Origin of the sequence: Bifidobacterium amazonense (genome assembly GCF_018555435.2) — a bacterium.
Taxonomy (GTDB): domain Bacteria; phylum Actinomycetota; class Actinomycetes; order Actinomycetales; family Bifidobacteriaceae; genus Bifidobacterium; species Bifidobacterium amazonense.
Genome location: NZ_JAFEJT020000042.1, coordinates 1 through 16,846, shown reverse-complemented (window position 1 = coordinate 16,846; position 16,846 = coordinate 1). Strand labels below are relative to the sequence as shown.

General features: G+C 63.5%; 14 protein-coding genes. 2 read left to right on the top strand and 12 right to left on the bottom strand.

All coding sequences use genetic code 11. From position 1 onward, the window contains the following. The first annotated feature begins 349 nt into the window (after positions 1-349). On the top strand, positions 350-2,692 hold the full coding sequence (gene malQ / locus JS533_RS09595; protein WP_241514193.1) for a 4-alpha-glucanotransferase: 2,343 nt from the start codon (positions 350-352) through the stop codon (positions 2,690-2,692). Between the two features lie 424 nt (positions 2,693-3,116). Here malQ and JS533_RS09590 read toward each other — a convergent pair whose 3' ends face one another. The 12 genes from JS533_RS09590 to JS533_RS09540 form a co-directional block, all read right to left on the bottom strand. Next, on the bottom strand, positions 3,117-4,451 hold the full coding sequence (locus tag JS533_RS09590; RefSeq protein ID WP_241514192.1) for an ABC transporter substrate-binding protein: 1,335 nt from the start codon (positions 4,449-4,451) through the stop codon (positions 3,117-3,119). Positions 4,452-4,967: 516 nt separating this feature from the next. Next, the gene (locus tag JS533_RS09585; protein ID WP_241514191.1) at positions 4,968-5,801 is read right to left on the bottom strand and encodes an ABC transporter ATP-binding protein; all 834 of its coding nucleotides are present in this window, start codon (positions 5,799-5,801) and stop codon (positions 4,968-4,970) included. Then, a complete protein-coding gene (locus JS533_RS09580) occupies positions 5,798-6,901 on the bottom strand; it encodes an ABC transporter ATP-binding protein (protein ID WP_241514190.1) in 1,104 nt (367 codons plus the stop codon). The genes JS533_RS09585 and JS533_RS09580 overlap by 4 nt, the downstream gene beginning before the upstream one ends. Next, complete coding sequence (locus JS533_RS09575) at positions 6,894-7,877, bottom strand: branched-chain amino acid ABC transporter permease (protein WP_033492638.1); 984 nt, start codon at positions 7,875-7,877, stop codon at positions 6,894-6,896. Before JS533_RS09575 ends, JS533_RS09580 begins: the two co-directional genes overlap by 8 nt. Positions 7,878-7,883: 6 nt before the next feature. Further along, positions 7,884-9,347, bottom strand: a complete 1,464-nt coding sequence (locus tag JS533_RS09570) for an ABC transporter permease subunit (RefSeq protein WP_420838645.1) — start codon at positions 9,345-9,347, stop codon at positions 7,884-7,886. A 351-nt stretch (positions 9,348-9,698) separates the two neighbouring features. Next, complete coding sequence (locus JS533_RS09565) at positions 9,699-11,141, bottom strand: extracellular solute-binding protein (protein WP_241514189.1); 1,443 nt, start codon at positions 11,139-11,141, stop codon at positions 9,699-9,701. 555 nt (positions 11,142-11,696) lie between these two features. Next, positions 11,697-12,074: a HipA domain-containing protein gene (locus tag JS533_RS09560; protein WP_241514188.1), complete on the bottom strand. Its 378-nt coding sequence runs from the start codon at positions 12,072-12,074 to the stop codon at positions 11,697-11,699. Beyond that, complete coding sequence (locus tag JS533_RS13865) at positions 12,014-12,142, bottom strand: hypothetical protein (RefSeq protein ID WP_420838646.1); 129 nt, start codon at positions 12,140-12,142, stop codon at positions 12,014-12,016. Before JS533_RS13865 ends, JS533_RS09560 begins: the two co-directional genes overlap by 61 nt. 49 nt (positions 12,143-12,191) lie before the next feature. Continuing rightward, on the bottom strand, positions 12,192-12,404 hold the full coding sequence (locus JS533_RS09555) for a helix-turn-helix domain-containing protein (RefSeq protein WP_033492641.1): 213 nt from the start codon (positions 12,402-12,404) through the stop codon (positions 12,192-12,194). A 123-nt stretch (positions 12,405-12,527) separates the two neighbouring features. After that, positions 12,528-12,911, bottom strand: a complete 384-nt coding sequence (locus JS533_RS09550) for a fluoride efflux transporter FluC (RefSeq protein WP_219058202.1) — start codon at positions 12,909-12,911, stop codon at positions 12,528-12,530. Beyond that, positions 12,908-14,194 carry a fluoride efflux transporter FluC gene (locus JS533_RS09545; protein WP_241514187.1) on the bottom strand — a complete coding sequence of 429 codons (1,287 nt, stop codon included), beginning with the start codon at positions 14,192-14,194 and terminating at the stop codon, positions 12,908-12,910. The genes JS533_RS09550 and JS533_RS09545 overlap by 4 nt, the downstream gene beginning before the upstream one ends. Before the next feature lie 154 nt (positions 14,195-14,348). Next, the gene (locus tag JS533_RS09540) at positions 14,349-15,635 is read right to left on the bottom strand and encodes an adenylosuccinate synthase (protein ID WP_241514186.1); all 1,287 of its coding nucleotides are present in this window, start codon (positions 15,633-15,635) and stop codon (positions 14,349-14,351) included. Positions 15,636-15,828: 193 nt separating this feature from the next. Here JS533_RS09540 and JS533_RS09535 point away from each other — a divergent pair. Beyond that, the coding region (locus JS533_RS09535) for an FAD:protein FMN transferase (protein WP_241514185.1) at positions 15,829-16,846 on the top strand (1,018 nt) is incomplete at its 3' end.

The following is a 16,846-nucleotide window of genomic DNA, read 5'->3' as shown; positions in this document are numbered from 1 at the left end:
GTCGGGGGAGATCGATGACGGTCGGCAGGCTGATTTCGGCAGCGACATATGTCGCCCATGGTCGGAGGGGGATCTATTCCGGCCACGTGTCGACCAGATCGGGCACGTTCATCGGCAGTTCCACTCGACAGTCGGCTCAGCGGTTCCACTTGGCAATCCCACTCGGCAGTCGGCTCGGCAGTCGCATGAAGAAACACCGGTATTGCAAACGATGGCAAGACACTGTATGCTGAACGAAGCAACGTTTTCCGCCGAGTTTGAGCCTCTCATCGCATAGACCGGTTCAACTTAGCGGCATACGATCGCAACGACGCGCCAGCACCACATCGCAGACATCGAAGGAGAGTCCATGACCGACGCCATGCCAGCATCCGCAGTTCCCGCCAAAGCCGTCTCAGCAGCCGCAACCGCCGCAGACGAGGACACTGCAACCCCCACCGCAGTCCACGCGGCAGCAGTTTCCTCTCCGACCGCCAAACCAGCCCAACCCACCGAATCGGCCGAACGGCTCGCCCGCCCGCTCATCCGCCTCGCCAAGGCCGGCGGCGTGGCCACATCGTACATCGACCAGGTCGGCACGTACGTCGAAATCGACGACGACGTGCTCGTCAACGTGCTCGCCGCGCTCAGCATCGACGCGGGCAGCGACGCGGCGATCACGCAATCGCTCGCACGGCTTGAACGCGAACGCGACGAACGGCTCCTGCCCAGCCACACCATCGTCGTCACCGCGGGCAAGGAAACGTCCGTCACGCTGCACTGCACCGAATCGGAGCAGCCGACGGCGACCATCACGCTGGAAGACGGCACGGAATGCCGCAGCGATCTCGGCGACATCCTGCCGAGCGTCAGCAGCACCGACCAGTTCCTCATCCTGCCCGACGATCTGCCGATCGGCTACCACACGCTGCACGTCGACACCGGCGAACGGCAGGACGAGGCGACGCTGCTGGTCGCGCCGGAGCGCATACCGCTGCCCGCCGCCGTCGAGGAACACCCGCGCTGGGGCTGGATGACGCAGCTGTATGCCGAACGTTCGCATGATTCGTGGGGCGTGGGCGACTACGGCGACCTGCGCCGGCTCGCCGCCGACGCGGGCGCGAAGTCCGGCGCCGACTTCATGCTCATCAACCCGATCCACGCGACCGCGCCGGTGCCGCCGCTCGAACCGTCGCCGTACCTGCCCGAGTCGCGCCGATTCCTCAACGTCACGTACATCCGCCCGCAGGACATTCCCGAATACGCAACGTTGTCAACCGACGACCGGACCGCGATCGGCGCGCTGCACGCGACCGTCGCCGCCGCGAACGACAGCGGCGAACCGCTCGACATCAACGCAAGCTGGGACGCGAAGCGGCGCGCACTGCGCATCATCTTCGACCAGCCGCGCTCGGCCGAACGCGAGGCCGCGTTCCAGTCGTTCGTGGCCGCCACAGGCCCGGATTTGGACGCGTTCGCGACGTGGTGCCTCGCGTTCGAGGTGTGGGGCGCGCCGTGGGAGGCCAACTCCTGGTTCAAGCGGTACGACCGCGAGTCGCCGGAAGTCGCCGCTCTCGTGCGCGAGCACCGCGACCTGTTCGAGTTCAACCGTTGGCTGCAATGGATCGCAGACGAGCAGGTGACCGCCGCGCAGGCCGCCGCCAAGGATTCCGGCATGGCGCTCGGACTCATGCTCGACATGGCCGTGGGCGTGCACATGCTCGGCGCGGACGCATGGTGGAATCCGGAACGCTTCGCGGTCGGTTCGGTCACCGTCGGCTGCCCGCCGGACTTCTACAACCAGCAGGGCCAGGACTGGGGCCAGCCGCCGTTCAGCCCGCGGTATCTGGCCGATACGGGCTATCGTGTGTACCGTGAGATGGTGCACGCCGTGTTCGCGCACGCCGGCGCGGTGCGCATCGACCACGTGCTCGGCCTGTTCCGACTGTGGTGGATCCCGCAGGGTCGCGGCGCGAAAGGCGGCGCGTACGTTACGTACGATCACGAGGCGATGCTAGCCGTGCTTGCCATCGAGGCGACGCGCGCGAACGGCGTGGTCGTGGGCGAAGACCTCGGCACCGTGCCCGATTACGTGCGCAAAGTGCTCGCCGACCACGGCGTACTCGGCACGGATGTCGCATGGTTCTCGCGCGTCGACGATTCGGCCATTGCGGGCGATCCGTACGCGTCGCCCAGCACGTATCGCCGTCAGGCGCTCGCGTCGGTCACCACGCACGATCTGCCGCCGACCGCCGGCTATCTCGAATTCGAACACGTCAAGATCCGCGAGGAACTGGGACTGCTCACGTCGTCGGCCGGCGAATTCCGCGCGTCGGCGGAGGCCGAACGCCGCGCGATGCTCGAGCTGCTGGTGAGCGGCGGATGGCTGCGCGTTCCCTCGGCGGGCACGGCCGGCGCGAACGACGCGTATCTGTCCGCCGCCGACATCGCCGCCGACGTGCCGGCGTACGAGCAGCAGATCGTCGAGGCGATGCACCGCATGCTCACGGACACGCCGAGCGTGCTGCGGCAGGCGACGCTCATGGACGGCGTCGGGCAGCACCGCGCGGTCAACCAGCCGGGCACGTCGGACCAGTATCCGAACTGGCGCATCCCGCTCACCGACGCGGCCGGGCATGTCATGCACACCGACGAGATCTTCGACAATCCCCGCGTGCACTCCCTCGCCGCCGTCATGAACGGCAAGGCGTAGACACCGGCGTTCCGAAAGCGATTGTGGGCATAGACGGTACATTTATCCATCGGTCACGGGGATTCGGTTCTCGGACTATTCGATTGTGGGCATAGGCGGTACACGCGGGCGCGCCAATCGTGGGCATGGACCGTACATTTACGCAACTGTGGGCATGGACGGTACATTGAGAGCCGATTTTCGCTCGGAAATGTACTGTCCATGCCCACAGTCGTGATGAGAGGGTCCGTCTATACCCACGAATGTTGTCGGCCGATGACCGTAGCCGATCCGCAACCGATCCTTGCGGTCTTCCGAATACTAGACCGGTCGGGCAAATCAACCACCCGATCAGTCTGACCGACCACCCAGCCAACCGACCACCCAGTCAGTCTGACCGACCACCCAGTCAGTCGGCCAACCACCCGACCAGTCACTCAACCGATCACTTGGTCGGGACCGCGCCTTCCTGCGCGTGGTCGAACACCGGCTTGTTGTCCTTGTCGAACTTGTACACGCCGATCGCCGCGGTGGACGGATCGTGGTCGTCGTTGAACGGGCCGATGCCGGCCTGTCCCTTGTACTTGATGTCCTTGCCGTCCTTGAGCAGCGCAAGGCAGTCCGCGTACGACGAGCATTCCTCGCCGCCGTTCACGCCGGAGACGGCCGGCAGATTCTTCGCCACGGTCGCCCCGTCGGTCGCGCCGCCCTTCTGCGCGGCGAGCGCCGCCAGCACGGTCGCGTCGTACGTTTCGGCCGCGTACGTGAAGTCCACGACCTTCGGGTCGATCGCCTTAACCTTGCCCTGGAACTCCTCGGTCGGGTGCGCACCCGGGATGGTGCCGGTCGAACCTTCGAGTAGGCCCGCGTCGAAGTCGGCGGAATGGTCGACCGTGTTGCCGTCGGTCATGTACAGCTTGTGCGTGTCGATGCCGGCGCTCTTGAGTGCCTTGACGAGCGACTTGGTCTGGTCGAACGCGATGACGAGCACGGCGTCCGGCTTGGCGGCCTTGATCGCGGTCGCGATCGACGAGAAGTTCGTTTCGGTCGGGTCGAACGTGTCCTTCGCGCCGTAGACGACGTTCAGACCGGCGTCCTCAACGGTTTTGACGACCACGTCACGCAGCGACGTGCCGTACTCGTCGTTGAACACGGCGATCGCGAGATTCTGCACGCCATCCTGCGCGATGATCTGGCCGAGCACGGCCCCCTGCACGGTGTCCGGCGGGATCGTGCGGAAGAACAGGTCGTCCATGCCGCTGAATGCGGTGGACGTGGCGCCGTTCGAGATCATCGGCACGCCGGCCGCGACGACCTGCTTGTACGAGTTCTTGACGACGGAGCTGGACGGCGGGCCGACCACGACGGACGGGTTCTTCGAGAGCACGGACTGCGCTGCGGACGAGTTTTGGTCGGCGTGGTCCGCGTCGGACGTGTCGGCCGTGACTGTTTCGATGTCCTTGCCGAGCACGCCGCCGGCCGCGTTGATGTCCTTGGCCGCGAGCTTGAGCGAGGCGACGTTGGACGGGCCGATGTACGCCATCGAGCCGGTCTGCGGGAACAGGCCGGCGGCCGTGAACGTGCCGGACGACGAGGACGTGCCCGTGCTCGTCGAGCCGGACGTGCCGGAGTCGCTGGCCGTCGCGTTCGACGAGCCGCATCCGGACAGCGCGAGCACGCCGGCCGCGATCGCCGCGGCGACGACCGTGGCCGTGTTGCGCCTGTTACAGCCCGTGCCGTGGCTGGTAGTGCCGTTGATGTTGATGATGTTGCCGTTCATACGAACCACCACTTTCCTCTCTTGTTCCCGTGGCCGGATATCCGTGATGAGCGGATCGCACGACGTATGCTGCGTGACGTGCGTTTGCGGGACGCGCGTTACGCGGTGCATGTGATGCGTGGAATCTGCCGTGGATGTCCGATTTCGGGCGGTGATACGGGATGCGGGATGCCTCCGCCGGCCCGTCGACCGTTGGTTCGTTCCCGAATCTTGGGATTGACTGTACGGGGTGGTTGATTCGGTTTCGGTCCTCTTGTGTAACCGGCCGATGACGCCCGAAAACCGTTGGAAACATGCGGTTTTCAGCATTTCCCCTCACTACGGAATCGCTCGTTTCGGCAAACGTTTTCTACGATGTCCGTCAGTGCGAACCCGTCCTCGCCACGAATTCCGCGCAGCCGTTTGTGAACTTACTTGCCTTCCGTAAGAAGGCAAGTAACGCGCGCGGAGATGGCCGTCCGAACCCGAAGCTGTGCTCAGCACAGCGAGCGGTGAGGAAAGGCCGTATACGCGCCGTTACTTGCCTTCTTCTTTTACTTCTTCTTCGAGATTGCCCAGATAGAGAGAGATGACCTTGGGGTCGTTGAGCAGGTCGCGGCCGCGGCCGGAGTAGGCGTTGCGGCCTTGGTCGAGGACGTAGCCGCGGTCGCAGATCTGCAGGCAGCGGCGGGCGTTCTGTTCGACGATGATCACGGAGACGCCGGCTTTGTTGACCTGGCGCACGCGGATGAATGTTTCGTCCTGCAGCATCGGCGAGAGGCCGGCGCTCGGCTCGTCGAGTAGGAGCACGGACGGCTGCATCATGAGCGCGCGGGCCATGGCGACCATCTGCCGTTCGCCGCCGGAGAGCGAGCCGGCGAGCTGGTTGCGGCGGGCGCCGAGCTTGGGAAAGATCGAGCACACGTAGTCGAAGCGTTCGTCGAATTTGCTGGGCGCCTGATATGCGCCCATGTGCATGTTTTCGGCGATGGTGAGCGACGGGAACACGTTTTCGGTTTGCGGCACGAATCCGACGCCGAGCGAGACGAGCTTGTCGGCGCGCAGGTTGGTGATGTCGCGCCCGTCGAGCGTGAGCTTGCCGGAGTGGATGTGCACGAGGCCGAACAGCGATTTGAGCAGCGTTGATTTGCCGGCGCCGTTCGGGCCGATGATGCCGACGATTTCGCCCTTGTGCAGGGTGAGGGACGCTCCGTTGAGGATGTTGACGCCGGGCAGATAGCCGGCGACGAGGTCGACGGCGTCGAGCAGCGGTTCGCCGGCCGGCTCGCCGACGTGGATTTCCGAACGCGGGCGCGTGTCTGCCGCCGGTGCGGTGGCGGATGAACCCGCCGCGATTGCAGTGTCAGTCATTCGAGTCCCTCCAATACCGAGTCGTCGCCAAGGTCGATGTTCGCGTGCGCGCCGAGGTACGCGTCGATCACGGCGGGATCGTTCATCACGCTTTTCGGCTGGCCTTCGGCGACGATGCGCCCTTCGGCCATCACGGTCACCCAGTCGGCGATGTGCCGGACCATGTTGATGTCGTGTTCGACGAACAGCACGGTGGTGCCCTCCTCGCGCAGCGCCATGATGTGGTCGAGTAGCGACTGTTTGAGCGCAGGGTTGACGCCTGCCATCGGCTCGTCGAGCATGACCAGCTGCGGGTCGGACATGAGCGCGCGGGCCATTTCGAGCAGCTTGCGCTGTCCGCCGGAGAGCGCGCCGGCGAAGTCGTCCTTCTTTTTGATGAGCAGGAACCGTTCGAGCAGCGCCTCGGCCTTCTCCCGGTTCGCAGCCTCCTGCTTCCGCCACAGTCCGGGCACGAGCGCGCGGAACATGCCTTCGCCGGGCTGCACGGGCGCGCCGAGCAGCATGTTGTCGAGCACGGTGAGTCGGCTCATCACTTTGGTGAGCTGGAACGTGCGGACCATGCCCATGCGCGCCACCCGTTCGGGGCGCACGTGTTCGAGGTCGTGCCCGTCGAAGGTCCACGAGCCGGTGTTGGGGGTGTCGAAGCCGGTCATGAGGTTGAAGAACGTGGTTTTGCCGGCGCCGTTCGGACCGATGAGCGCAGTGATGCCGTGCCGTTCGATTTCGAAGTGGTCGACGTTCACGGCGGTCATGCCGCCGAATTTGCGCGTCACCTTGTCGGCCACGAGAATCGGGTCGGGCTTGTGCACGCCGGGCTCGTTCTTGACGAACCGCAGGTCCTCGCTCACCTTGTCGCCGTAGGCGGTGGAGATGAGCTTCTCGCCTTCGGGCGCTTTGGTGGCCCATTTGGCGAGGTCGTGGAACGGCTTGCCGGGGCGGTCGTCGCCGGAGGGCAGGTTGGTCGGCGTCACGCCGGCCACGGTTTCCTTCGCGTCCGCAACGTCCGCGTCACGCGCCCCGTCACGCGCCCCGTCACGCTCCGTGTCACGCACGCCGCCGCGCGCGGCGGCGTCATCATTCGTACGCATTGTCCTACGCATTGAACGCCAGCTCCTTCCTGTCTCCCAGCAGTCCCTGTGGTCTGAATATCACTAGACACATGAGCGCGACGCCCACGATCACCCAGCCGAGCGCCTCCACCTGATTCGACGAGATCAGCGTTTCCGGGATCGTGCCACGCATCGTCTCCTTGACGAACGTGAGCAGCACCCACAACAGGCACGAGCCGAGGATCGGGCCGAAGATCGTGGCCGCGCCGCCCAGCAGCAGGATCGTCCACGTGTAGAACGTGACCGTGCGGCCGAGCGAATCCGGCTGCACGGAGCGCGGCAGCACGAAGATGATGCCCGCGAACGCGCCAAAGATGCCGCCCAGGATCAGCGATTCCATCTTGTATTTGGTCACGTTCTTGCCGAGCGATCGGATCGCGTTCTCGTCTTCGCGGATGCCCTTGAGCACACGCCCCCACGGCGAGTGGAACCAGCGCCACACGAGCAGCGTGGCGACGATCACGAGCGCCCATGCGACGATGCGCAGCCACCACGAGTTTGCGATGTTGTTGCTGTACGTCCACAGCAGGAACGTGGTCGAGCCGTCCGGCAGCGGCGAGAGATTCTCGAACTGCGTGGTGAAGTCCTGCGGCGAGATGCCGGCCGAGCCGCCGGTCAGGTTCGTCATGGACGTGGAGCGGCCGATGATGCGAATGATTTCAGCCGCTGCCAACGTAACCATCGACAGATAGTCCGGGCCGAGCTTGAGCGTGGGGATGCCGAGCAGCAGCGCGTAGATGACGGCGAGCGCGACAGCCGCGCAGATGGAGGCGAACAGGTTCGCGCCCATCGACTGCGTGACGGCGAAACCGTATGCACCGAGCAGCATGAATCCGGCCTGGCCCATGTTCATGAGTCCGGTCATACCGAAGTGGATGTTGAGGCCGATGGCGGCGAGCACGTATGCGGCGGTGGTCGGCGCGATGAGTTCGCCGGCCGCGTTCGAGATAATCGTAAGGATGTCCATGATGTTTCAGCCCACTCTCTGCGCTTTGCCGAAAATGCCCTGCGGTCGGACGAGCAGGACGATGATAAGGATTGCGAGCGCGCTGGCGTAGCGCATGTCGTTGGGGATGATGAGCGAGCTCATGTCCGCGACGATGCCGATGACGAGCGATCCGACGAGCGCGCCGTTCGCGGTGCCAAGGCCGCCGAGCGTGACGGCTGCGAACATGAGCAGCAGCAGGGTCGCGCCGGTGTTCCACGAGATGCCGTTGAGGTAGATGCCGAGCAGCACGCCTGACAACGCTGCCATCGCGCAGGAGAGGATCCAGACGATTCGCACAACCTGTTCGACGTTGATGCCGGACGCCGCGGCGAGCGCCGCGTTGTCGGAGACGGCTCGCGTGGCGCGTCCGAGGCGCGTCTTGTACAGGAACAGTGTGATGCCGATGATCACGACGATCGCAAGTCCGGCGGAGATGAGCGTGGGTGCGTCGGTGGTGATCGGTCCGAGCGCGAAGCTGTCGGGCACGGATTTGGTGATGCCTTTGATGTCGCCGCCGAAGAAGAACTGGAACAGGTATTGCAGGGCCATTGACAGGCCGATCGTGACGATCATCTGCTGCATGGGGCCGACGTGCTTGCGTCGCAGGGGCGCCCACACGAGTTCGTTTTGGATCCAGCCGGTGAGCGCGCCGACCGCGACGGCGAACACGGCAGATATGACGAGCGGCCAGTGCAGCAGCTGCGTGCCCACGTAGGCCATGAGGCCGCCGAGCGTGACCTGCTCGCCGTGCGAGAACGAGCTGAGCCGCGTGGTGCCGTACACGAGGTTCATGCCGACGGACATGAGACCGAGCATGAGGCCGAAGATCACGCCGGAGTAGAGCTGTTGCCAGAATCGCGCGCCGATGTTCGCGAGCGTGGCGCTCAGCGCGCCAGCCGCGTCGGCCGTATCGTTCGCGGATGACGCTCCAGCTGAGCCGGACTTGCTGCTGCCGGACGAGCCGTTCGTACCGGACGTGCCGCTATCGCCGCCGGTCGACGATCCGCCCGCGGATCCTGCGCTCTGGTCGAATCGCACGACGCCGCGCTGCTTGTCGAAACTGTTCTTGACGATCTCCACGTCGGCCGTGTTCGTGCCGAGCCCGTGCGCTTTGGCGACGGATTCGTCGATCGTGACCGTGTACGTGCCGTCGGCGGTGACGCTGAACGCCCACTTGCCGTTCGCGTCGGTCTGCGTGGTCGCCGATTCGGCGCCGGACAGCGTGACGGTCACGCCGGCGATCGGTTTCTTGGACGCATCCTGCAGGATGCCGTTGACGCAGCCGTTCTGGGCCGTCGGATTGCAGGTGGCGACCGATTCGGCCGCGATAGCGGGCGTGGGTTGGCTGATGGTCAGCGTCATCAGTATTGCGATGAGAGCGGCGGCCAGTGCGGTCAGCGGGGGCAATACCGAACGATGACGCCGACACCGGATGGTTGCGGCTGTCATATCTCGTCCTTCTCTTAGATTGCCTTCAACCTAAGAGACAAAGTGCGTCCAACGGTTGCACTCAGGTTTCCCGCCCGTTACCGCATCCGGGCCCGTATTACCCCCGCGTAAAACCCTGCGAATTCACGCGCGAAACCCCCATTTCACGCGCAATATCGCAGTGCGTTGAATACATACGGGCGCGACGGCGCGATGCCGAGGTTGCGCTACCGCGCGATCGCACGGCAACACCGCATCACGCGACAGCGTGATTCCTACACCACCCGGCACCCATCCATACACAAAAAAAAGACGGAGGATGCACCGGCTGAACCGGGCTTCCTCCGCCTACGTCATAGATCACCTTGGCCGTTACTTAACGTACTTGTCGTACGCCTTCTGCCACGCCTCCGTCGACCCATCGATGCCCAGCTTCGTCAGCTGATCTTGGAATGCGCTCCACGTTTCATCGGTGGTGCCGTTCTGCACGAACTTGGCGATCTCCGGCATGGCGTAATCGAATACGCCAGCAAACGTGTTGGCGACCGGTGTCTGATCCTCTTCGGCGAGGCGCACGTAGATCGGCATCATGTCCTTGGTGTGGTCGTAATGCTTGTACTGTTCGGCGTATACCGCGTCGACCTTCTGGATGGCGTCGATCGCCTCATCGCCCTTGATGGTCACGTCGTCAGGAACCCAACCTGCGAGACGATCGGCCAGTCCGGGGTATTTTCCTGCTTCTCCTGCATCACGGGACGCCTGGGTCTGCGTGTACGTGTTCGTCGCCTCATCGTATTCGAGGTACTTCGGGATAGCGCCGTACAGCTGCTGCATGGAATACTTGGTCGAATACAGCAGGTCGATGACCTTCAGGCACGCTTCCTTGTTCTTCGCGTTCGCGCTCATGGACATGTGGTAATCCTCGAACTCGTTGGCTTCACGCGAACCGTCCCACACGGTCTGTTCGAAAGTCTTGCCGGGGCCGGCCGGTACGGGCATGCTGATGTACTGCTTGGTCAATGGTGCGAGACGCGACCCGAAAGCGGTTTCATCCCAGCCGAACGCGACGCCCACGGTCGCCGTATCGCCGCCGGGTTGCAGTTCGGCCCAATACTTGCTGTCGTCAAGCGTCACCCAATTGTCGGGAACAAGACCTTTCTTTTTGAGGGAGGCGAGATAGTCGAGCACCTGACGGAATTCGTCGGTCTGCATGTAGTTGCCGACTTTGCCGTCCTTGACATAAATGCCGTTCTGGCTGGGTCCGGAATTGTAGTGCGTGACGATCCCCAAGGAGTTGAGGAACAGGAACAGACTCCACCACATTGCAACCGAAGAGGTCGGCAGGGCGCGCAAGTGCATCGGGATCTCGTCCTGCTTGCCGTTGCCGTTCGGATCCTGGGTCTTGAACGCCTCGAGCACCTTGGTCAATTCGTCCCATGTGGTCGGCACCTTCAGGCCGAGCTTGTCGAGCCATGCCTTGTTGATGAGCATATGCTGGCCGGAGGCAAGGAATCCCTTGCTGCGGTCGGATGGCAGTACGCGAACCTTGCCGTCGACTTCGACGAACTTGCGCGCCAACGGCTTTTCCTCGAAGAACTTCTTGACGTTGGGCATTTTGTCGATGTCATCTGTCAGGTCTTCGAATGCTGCGGAGTTCTTGGCGGTATCGTCCGGATTGTAGGCGCGAATGTTGAGGTCTGCGACGTCGCCGGCGGCGAGGGACGCGTTCTTTTGCTGATCCCAGGCGGTTTGCTGTACGTCCAACCATTTGATTTTGACGCCGGCTTCCTTTTCGAGCTCCTGGGTCCAGGTCATGTCCTTCATCGGTATCTGGTTCGTGGCCTTAACAACCAGAACAGTGACTACCGGCTTGCCGTCGGCGGTCTTTTCTCCGCTCGCATCGCCTCCACAGGCGGCTAGTGGGACTAGCATTGCTACAGCGCACGCGGCGGCTGTTGTCCTGATGATGGTTGTGGTGCGAACCATGATATTCCTCCTTGAAACCCGTTGGTCCTCTGTCTTCTGATTCTTGGTTTTGGCGGTACTTCTTTGTCGCCTTGACCTTTGAATCGGTTCAATCATATGGCTTATTTAACGTTACAACAACCGGGACACGCCGACAAATGCTAAGGCAAACAATGGCAAAGGAATGAGCTTCAGGTGAGCCAAAGCATAGCAAAAAGGCAACGTTGCCTCACTTCTTTCATCACCAAACAAGCTTCGTTAAAAGAAAATACGAAGAGCCGGTTTCCCATCTTGAATCAGTCAAACGCTACTGGGGCGACGGCCATGCCGAAGCGCTCCTTGCGGGCAAGCGAGACCATTTCGTTGGACATAAACGCGATGCCTGATACCATCCGCTACGGCCACCTACTCTATGAAGGGCTTCATGAGCGCGGAATGTTTGCGTATGCCGTCAACCGTACGAGTGATGATGCCGTTTCGATCCAGAGAACTCATACGTTCCGCCGTAGCATCTAAAGCCACAGACAGATTCTGAAGCGTACGATCAACAATTTCAGTAGCATCGGCTTCGGCAATCATGAGTCTGCGGGCTTCCTTAACCATAGTTTCCGGGAATACCTGTTCAAGGTCAAAAGTTCTGCCGATACGCATGGGAAATAGAGGATGCTCGTCGAGCGCCAAGAATGCTGCGATGGAAAGCACATCGTACATGGGGGCCAAGGTCACTTCACCGCCGGACAACATAAGCGAGTAGTTTTTGGCATGCGCATCAGTGTTGAGCAACGCAGCGTTCCATCGGCCATGGCGTAATCCTTGAGATACTCGAACGAAAGGTTGCCGGAACCGTTCATACTCAGCGTGCCAATCGGAACGCCATCCATATATACCTTGAGAGCACGCTCACTCGCCATAGGAGATCTCCACCGTCATGCCAAGAGTCTGAGCGACCATCAGCACCTTTCTCAAGTCGAAAGATGCCTTACCCGTTTCCACCTTTGCAAGCCAGCTACGGGACACCATCGCACGATCGGCCAACTGCTGCTGGCTCAGCCCAGCCCGTTCGCGCCCCGACCGAATAGCAAGCCCGACATCATACATGGTTCGTATCTTCATGATCGGCACCCCCACATGTTGTATATGATCGTATACAACACTTATTGTATACGATCATATACAACTCATGAACACTCCCCGCCGAACCTAACCAAATAATAATCGGACGGCGATGGGCGGATGCTACTGGGCGGCAGCGATGCACAGCCAGCCGAGCGTCACGCAGATGAGCGGGACGACGATCGTGGCGGCACAGTAGGCCGCGGCCATGCCGAAACGCTCCTTGCGGGCAAGCGAGACCATTTCGTTGATCGCCGTGGAGAACGTGGAGAAGCCGCCGAGGAAGCCGGTGACGAACAGCAGGTAGGTGCCGTGGTCGACGGTCTGGTAGGCGTAGGCGGCCGCGGCGATGCCCGCACAGAACGTGGCGATCACGTTGATCACGAACGTGGAGAGCGGGAACGCGTTGTTCCACAGGCGTTGGATGGACGTGTTGAGCACGAACCGGGTCACGGCGCCCAGGCCGCCGCACGCGGCGACCAAGAGGAATGTGGTGAATGCACTCATTGTTCGCGGGCCTCCCCTCGCAGCGGATCGGCGACCATCGGGATTTCGTCGGTCACCGGATCGGGTTCGAACGACGGCACGAGCTTGGACGCGGTCAGCGCATCCAACTGCACCGTGGTGCCGTCGGCGCGCACGACGGTCGGGCCGTTTGGCTGCGCGGCGTTGCCGTTGCCGCCGTTTGATGCGTGCCCATCAGCCGCGTTCGCAGCGGAACCGTTCGACGATACGGCGGTGCGCACGCCGTCGCGCGAGACCGGCTGACCATAGTCGCCGGCCGGAGCCTGCGAACGTGCGACATTAGCGCCGTCGCCGCGCTCGATCGCATCGTGGATCGCCTTGCGCGAATGCTTCTCGGCCGCGTGCAGGGCGAGCATCGTGCCACCCCACGCGACGAACAGGCCGCACGCGAAGCTGAGCAGCGTGTAGAACGCGAATCCGCCGACCTCGCTGGCCTGCAGCGAGGTCAGATCCTCGATCGCCATGGCTGACAGCGTGGAGAAGCCACCACACATGCCCATGCCGACGCCGCGGCTGGTCAGTTCGCGCGCACGCTTGCGAATCCACGACGCCTGCGACATGTAGGCGCTGAGCGCCGCGAAAATGAAGCAAGCGCACATGTTCGCGATGAACGTGGACGGGTGGAACGCGCTGAAGAAACCGCTCGCCGCCACCGGGTTCGGCAGGGCCAAGTTCAGGCCGTAGCGCAGGCCGGTGCCGACGAAGCCGCCGAGGAAGACGACGAGGTAGATCATGCCGTCGGCGAGCGGGTTGAACCTCGCCTGCATGCGCTTCATAGGCGCGAGCGGGATTTTCGGCGGCGCGGGCTGGCCTTCGCCGAAGAGCGCCGCGATCGGGCGGCCGGACGCGGCGTTGATTTTCGCCGCGGACATTTCCATGGTGGGCGGATCGATGTCGTTCGACGCCAGCTTGGCGAGCGGCGTGGCCGGCGGCGCGAGCGGTTCGGACTGATCGTCGGACGGATCCGCGGCCGATTCTGCGGACGGCCCGTCGGCAGAATCACCGGAAGCATCGTCGGCGGAGGCAAACGTTGGCGCAACGTCGCCCGATGCCAACGATGGCGTCGAACCGTCGGCATCATCATGCGCAACGTCGGCGACATCCGCGACGTCATCGGCAACATCCGTCTCGGCCACGACGTGCGCGACGGCGGCATCGTCGACGGCCGCGACCGCATCCGGCGGCAGCGGTATATCGGACAGTTTCGGCGGCACCGCCGTGTTCAGAATCGGCAGTTCCAGCGACGGAACGTCTTCCTCGGACATGTCAATCTCTCCCCCAACGTCACAGTCATCGGCACTTCAGCACTCGTACCACGCACGCATCACTCGTGGCAGGCGCGAGCGACAACGCGCAGGACAATAACAGAACGGCCGGCCCGAAGCAACCTTGGCATCCGGCCGGCCGTCAATGCGTCCGTCAGTCGATCAGCGAGTGGACGGAGATGATGTGGTCGCGCTGCGGGCCGGTGCCGATCGCGGAGATGCGGCAGTTCGACAGCTCCTCGAGGCGCTTGACGTACGCCTGGCAGGTGGCCGGCAGGTCGGCGAAGTCGTGCACGGACGAAATGTCCTCGCTCCAGCCCGGCATCATCTCGTAGATCGGCTTGGCGACGGCGAACGCGGCCTGATCGGTCGGCATGTCGTCGAAACGCTCGCCGTCCACATCGTACGCGACGCAGATCGGGATCTCCTTCAAGCCGGTGAGCACGTCGAGCTTGGTCAGGACGATGTCGGTCAGGCCGTTGACCTGGCTCGCGTAGCGGTTGACGACCGCGTCGAACCAGCCGCAGCGGCGCGGACGGCCGGTGGTCACGCCGTACTCGTGGCCCTGCGCGCGCAGCCAGTCGCCGGATTCGTCGAACAGTTCGGTCGGGAACGGACCTTCGCCCACGCGCGTCACGTACGCCTTGGCGACGCCGATCACGCGGTTGATCTTGGTCGGGCCAACGCCGGTGCCGGTGCACGCGCCGCCCGCGGTCGGGTTGGAGGACGTAACGAACGGATACGTGCCGTGGTCCACGTCGAGCATGGTGGCCTGCGCGCCCTCGAACAGCACGGTCTTGCCTTCGTCGAGCGCCTTGTTGAGGATCAGGCCGGTGTTCGCGACGTACGGGCGCAGACGTTCGCCGAGCGCGAGCAGTTCGTCGGTGGTCTGGTCGACGTCGATGGCGCGACGGTTGTACAGCTTGACGAGGATCTGGTTCTTCTGGTGCAGGCTGGCCTCGACCTTGTCGTGCAGGTGGTCGGCGTTGAACAGGTCGTGCACGCGGATGCCGACGCGGTTGATCTTGTCGGCGTAGGCCGGGCCGATGCCGCGGCCGGTGGTGCCGATCTTGTGCTTGCCGAGGAAGCGTTCGGTGACCTTGTCGAGCACGCGATGATACGGCGCGATGACGTGCGCCGCCTCGGAGACGAGCAGGCGCGAGCAGTCGACGCCGCGCGACTGCAGGCCGTCGATCTCCTCGAACAGGACTTCCGGATCGACGACGACGCCGTTGCCGATGACCGGGGTCACGTTCGGGCTGATGATGCCGGACGGCAGCAGGTGCAGCGCGTACGACTCGTTGCCGACGACCACGCTGTGGCCCGCGTTGTTGCCGCCGTTGAAACGCGCGACATAATCGACCTTCGTACCGATCAGATCGGTCGCCTTGCCCTTGCCTTCGTCGCCCCACTGAGCGCCGATCAACACGATTCCAGCCATAACGCACCTCCGCCACGTCGCCAATTTCCGCCGTCGATTAGGTTACCCTACGCCCTCTACCCCGGCGGGGCAATTCCCCCGTCCCCGCCCGCATGGCGGATAGTGCCGCCGCTTCGGTTTTCCGCGCAAGTTTCACATGGCAGTTTCACGTGAAACACTGCGTTATGCGAAACAATCGCTACGATTGGGCGGCATGAGCGAGTTGAACGAGCGAATGCCATACGTAACGGCGTTTCCGCGCGCGTTGGGCACGGGACTGATCGTGCGATCGTCGCAGCCGATCGGCGACGATCTGCGCGCGGCGATGCTGTCGTTCATCGACGATTACGAACGCACGCTGTCACGTTTCCGCGACGATTCGCCGGTCACAGCGATGGGCTGGGCCGAACACGGCGGCAGATTCGATTTTCCGACATGGACTATCGCATTGTTTTCCTGGTACGACTCGCTGTGCGCGGCGACGGACGGCGCGATCGACCCGTGCGTCGGGGAGGATCTGATCCGGCTCGGCTACGGCGCGGACTACACGTTCACGGTCGAGCCCGGTGCCGGCGGGCGGCTGGGTGCAATCCACGGACGGCCGACGTGGCGCGGCGACGTCGAACGTGACGGTTCGACGTTGGTCACGAAACGACCCGTGCACCTTGATTTCGGCGCGTGCGGCAAGGGATATCTGGTCGATCTGCTGACCGAGCGGTTTCTGAATCCGCTCGTGGAACGCGATAATGCGGAATTCGTGATCGACGCCGGCGGCGATCTATTGGTCCGATCGTCGCAGCCGATCACGATCGCGCTGGAGGATCCGGCCGACACGTCCCGCGCGGTCGGCACCGCGACCATCCCGTCCGGCGCCTTCTGCGCGAGCGCACCCAGCCGGAGACGCTGGGAAAACGGCGGAAATCCGGGAATCAATACGATGGTCCATGACGGAACCAATACGATAGTCCCTGCCGGAACCGGCGCCAATACGGCAATCCGCTCCGAAACCAATACGATAGTCCATCATCTATTGAACGCGATCGACGGTCTTCCCGTGCGCGACGTCGCCGCCACGTGGGTGGCCGCCGACACCACCATGCTGGCCGACGGCCTGGCCACGGCCTTGTTCGTCGCCGACCCGAACCGCCTGGCCAACCGCTTCCCCGGCGCCTTCGAATGCGCCCTCCTCAACGCCGACCGCACAGCGCTCATGTCCCGCCACTTCCCCGGCC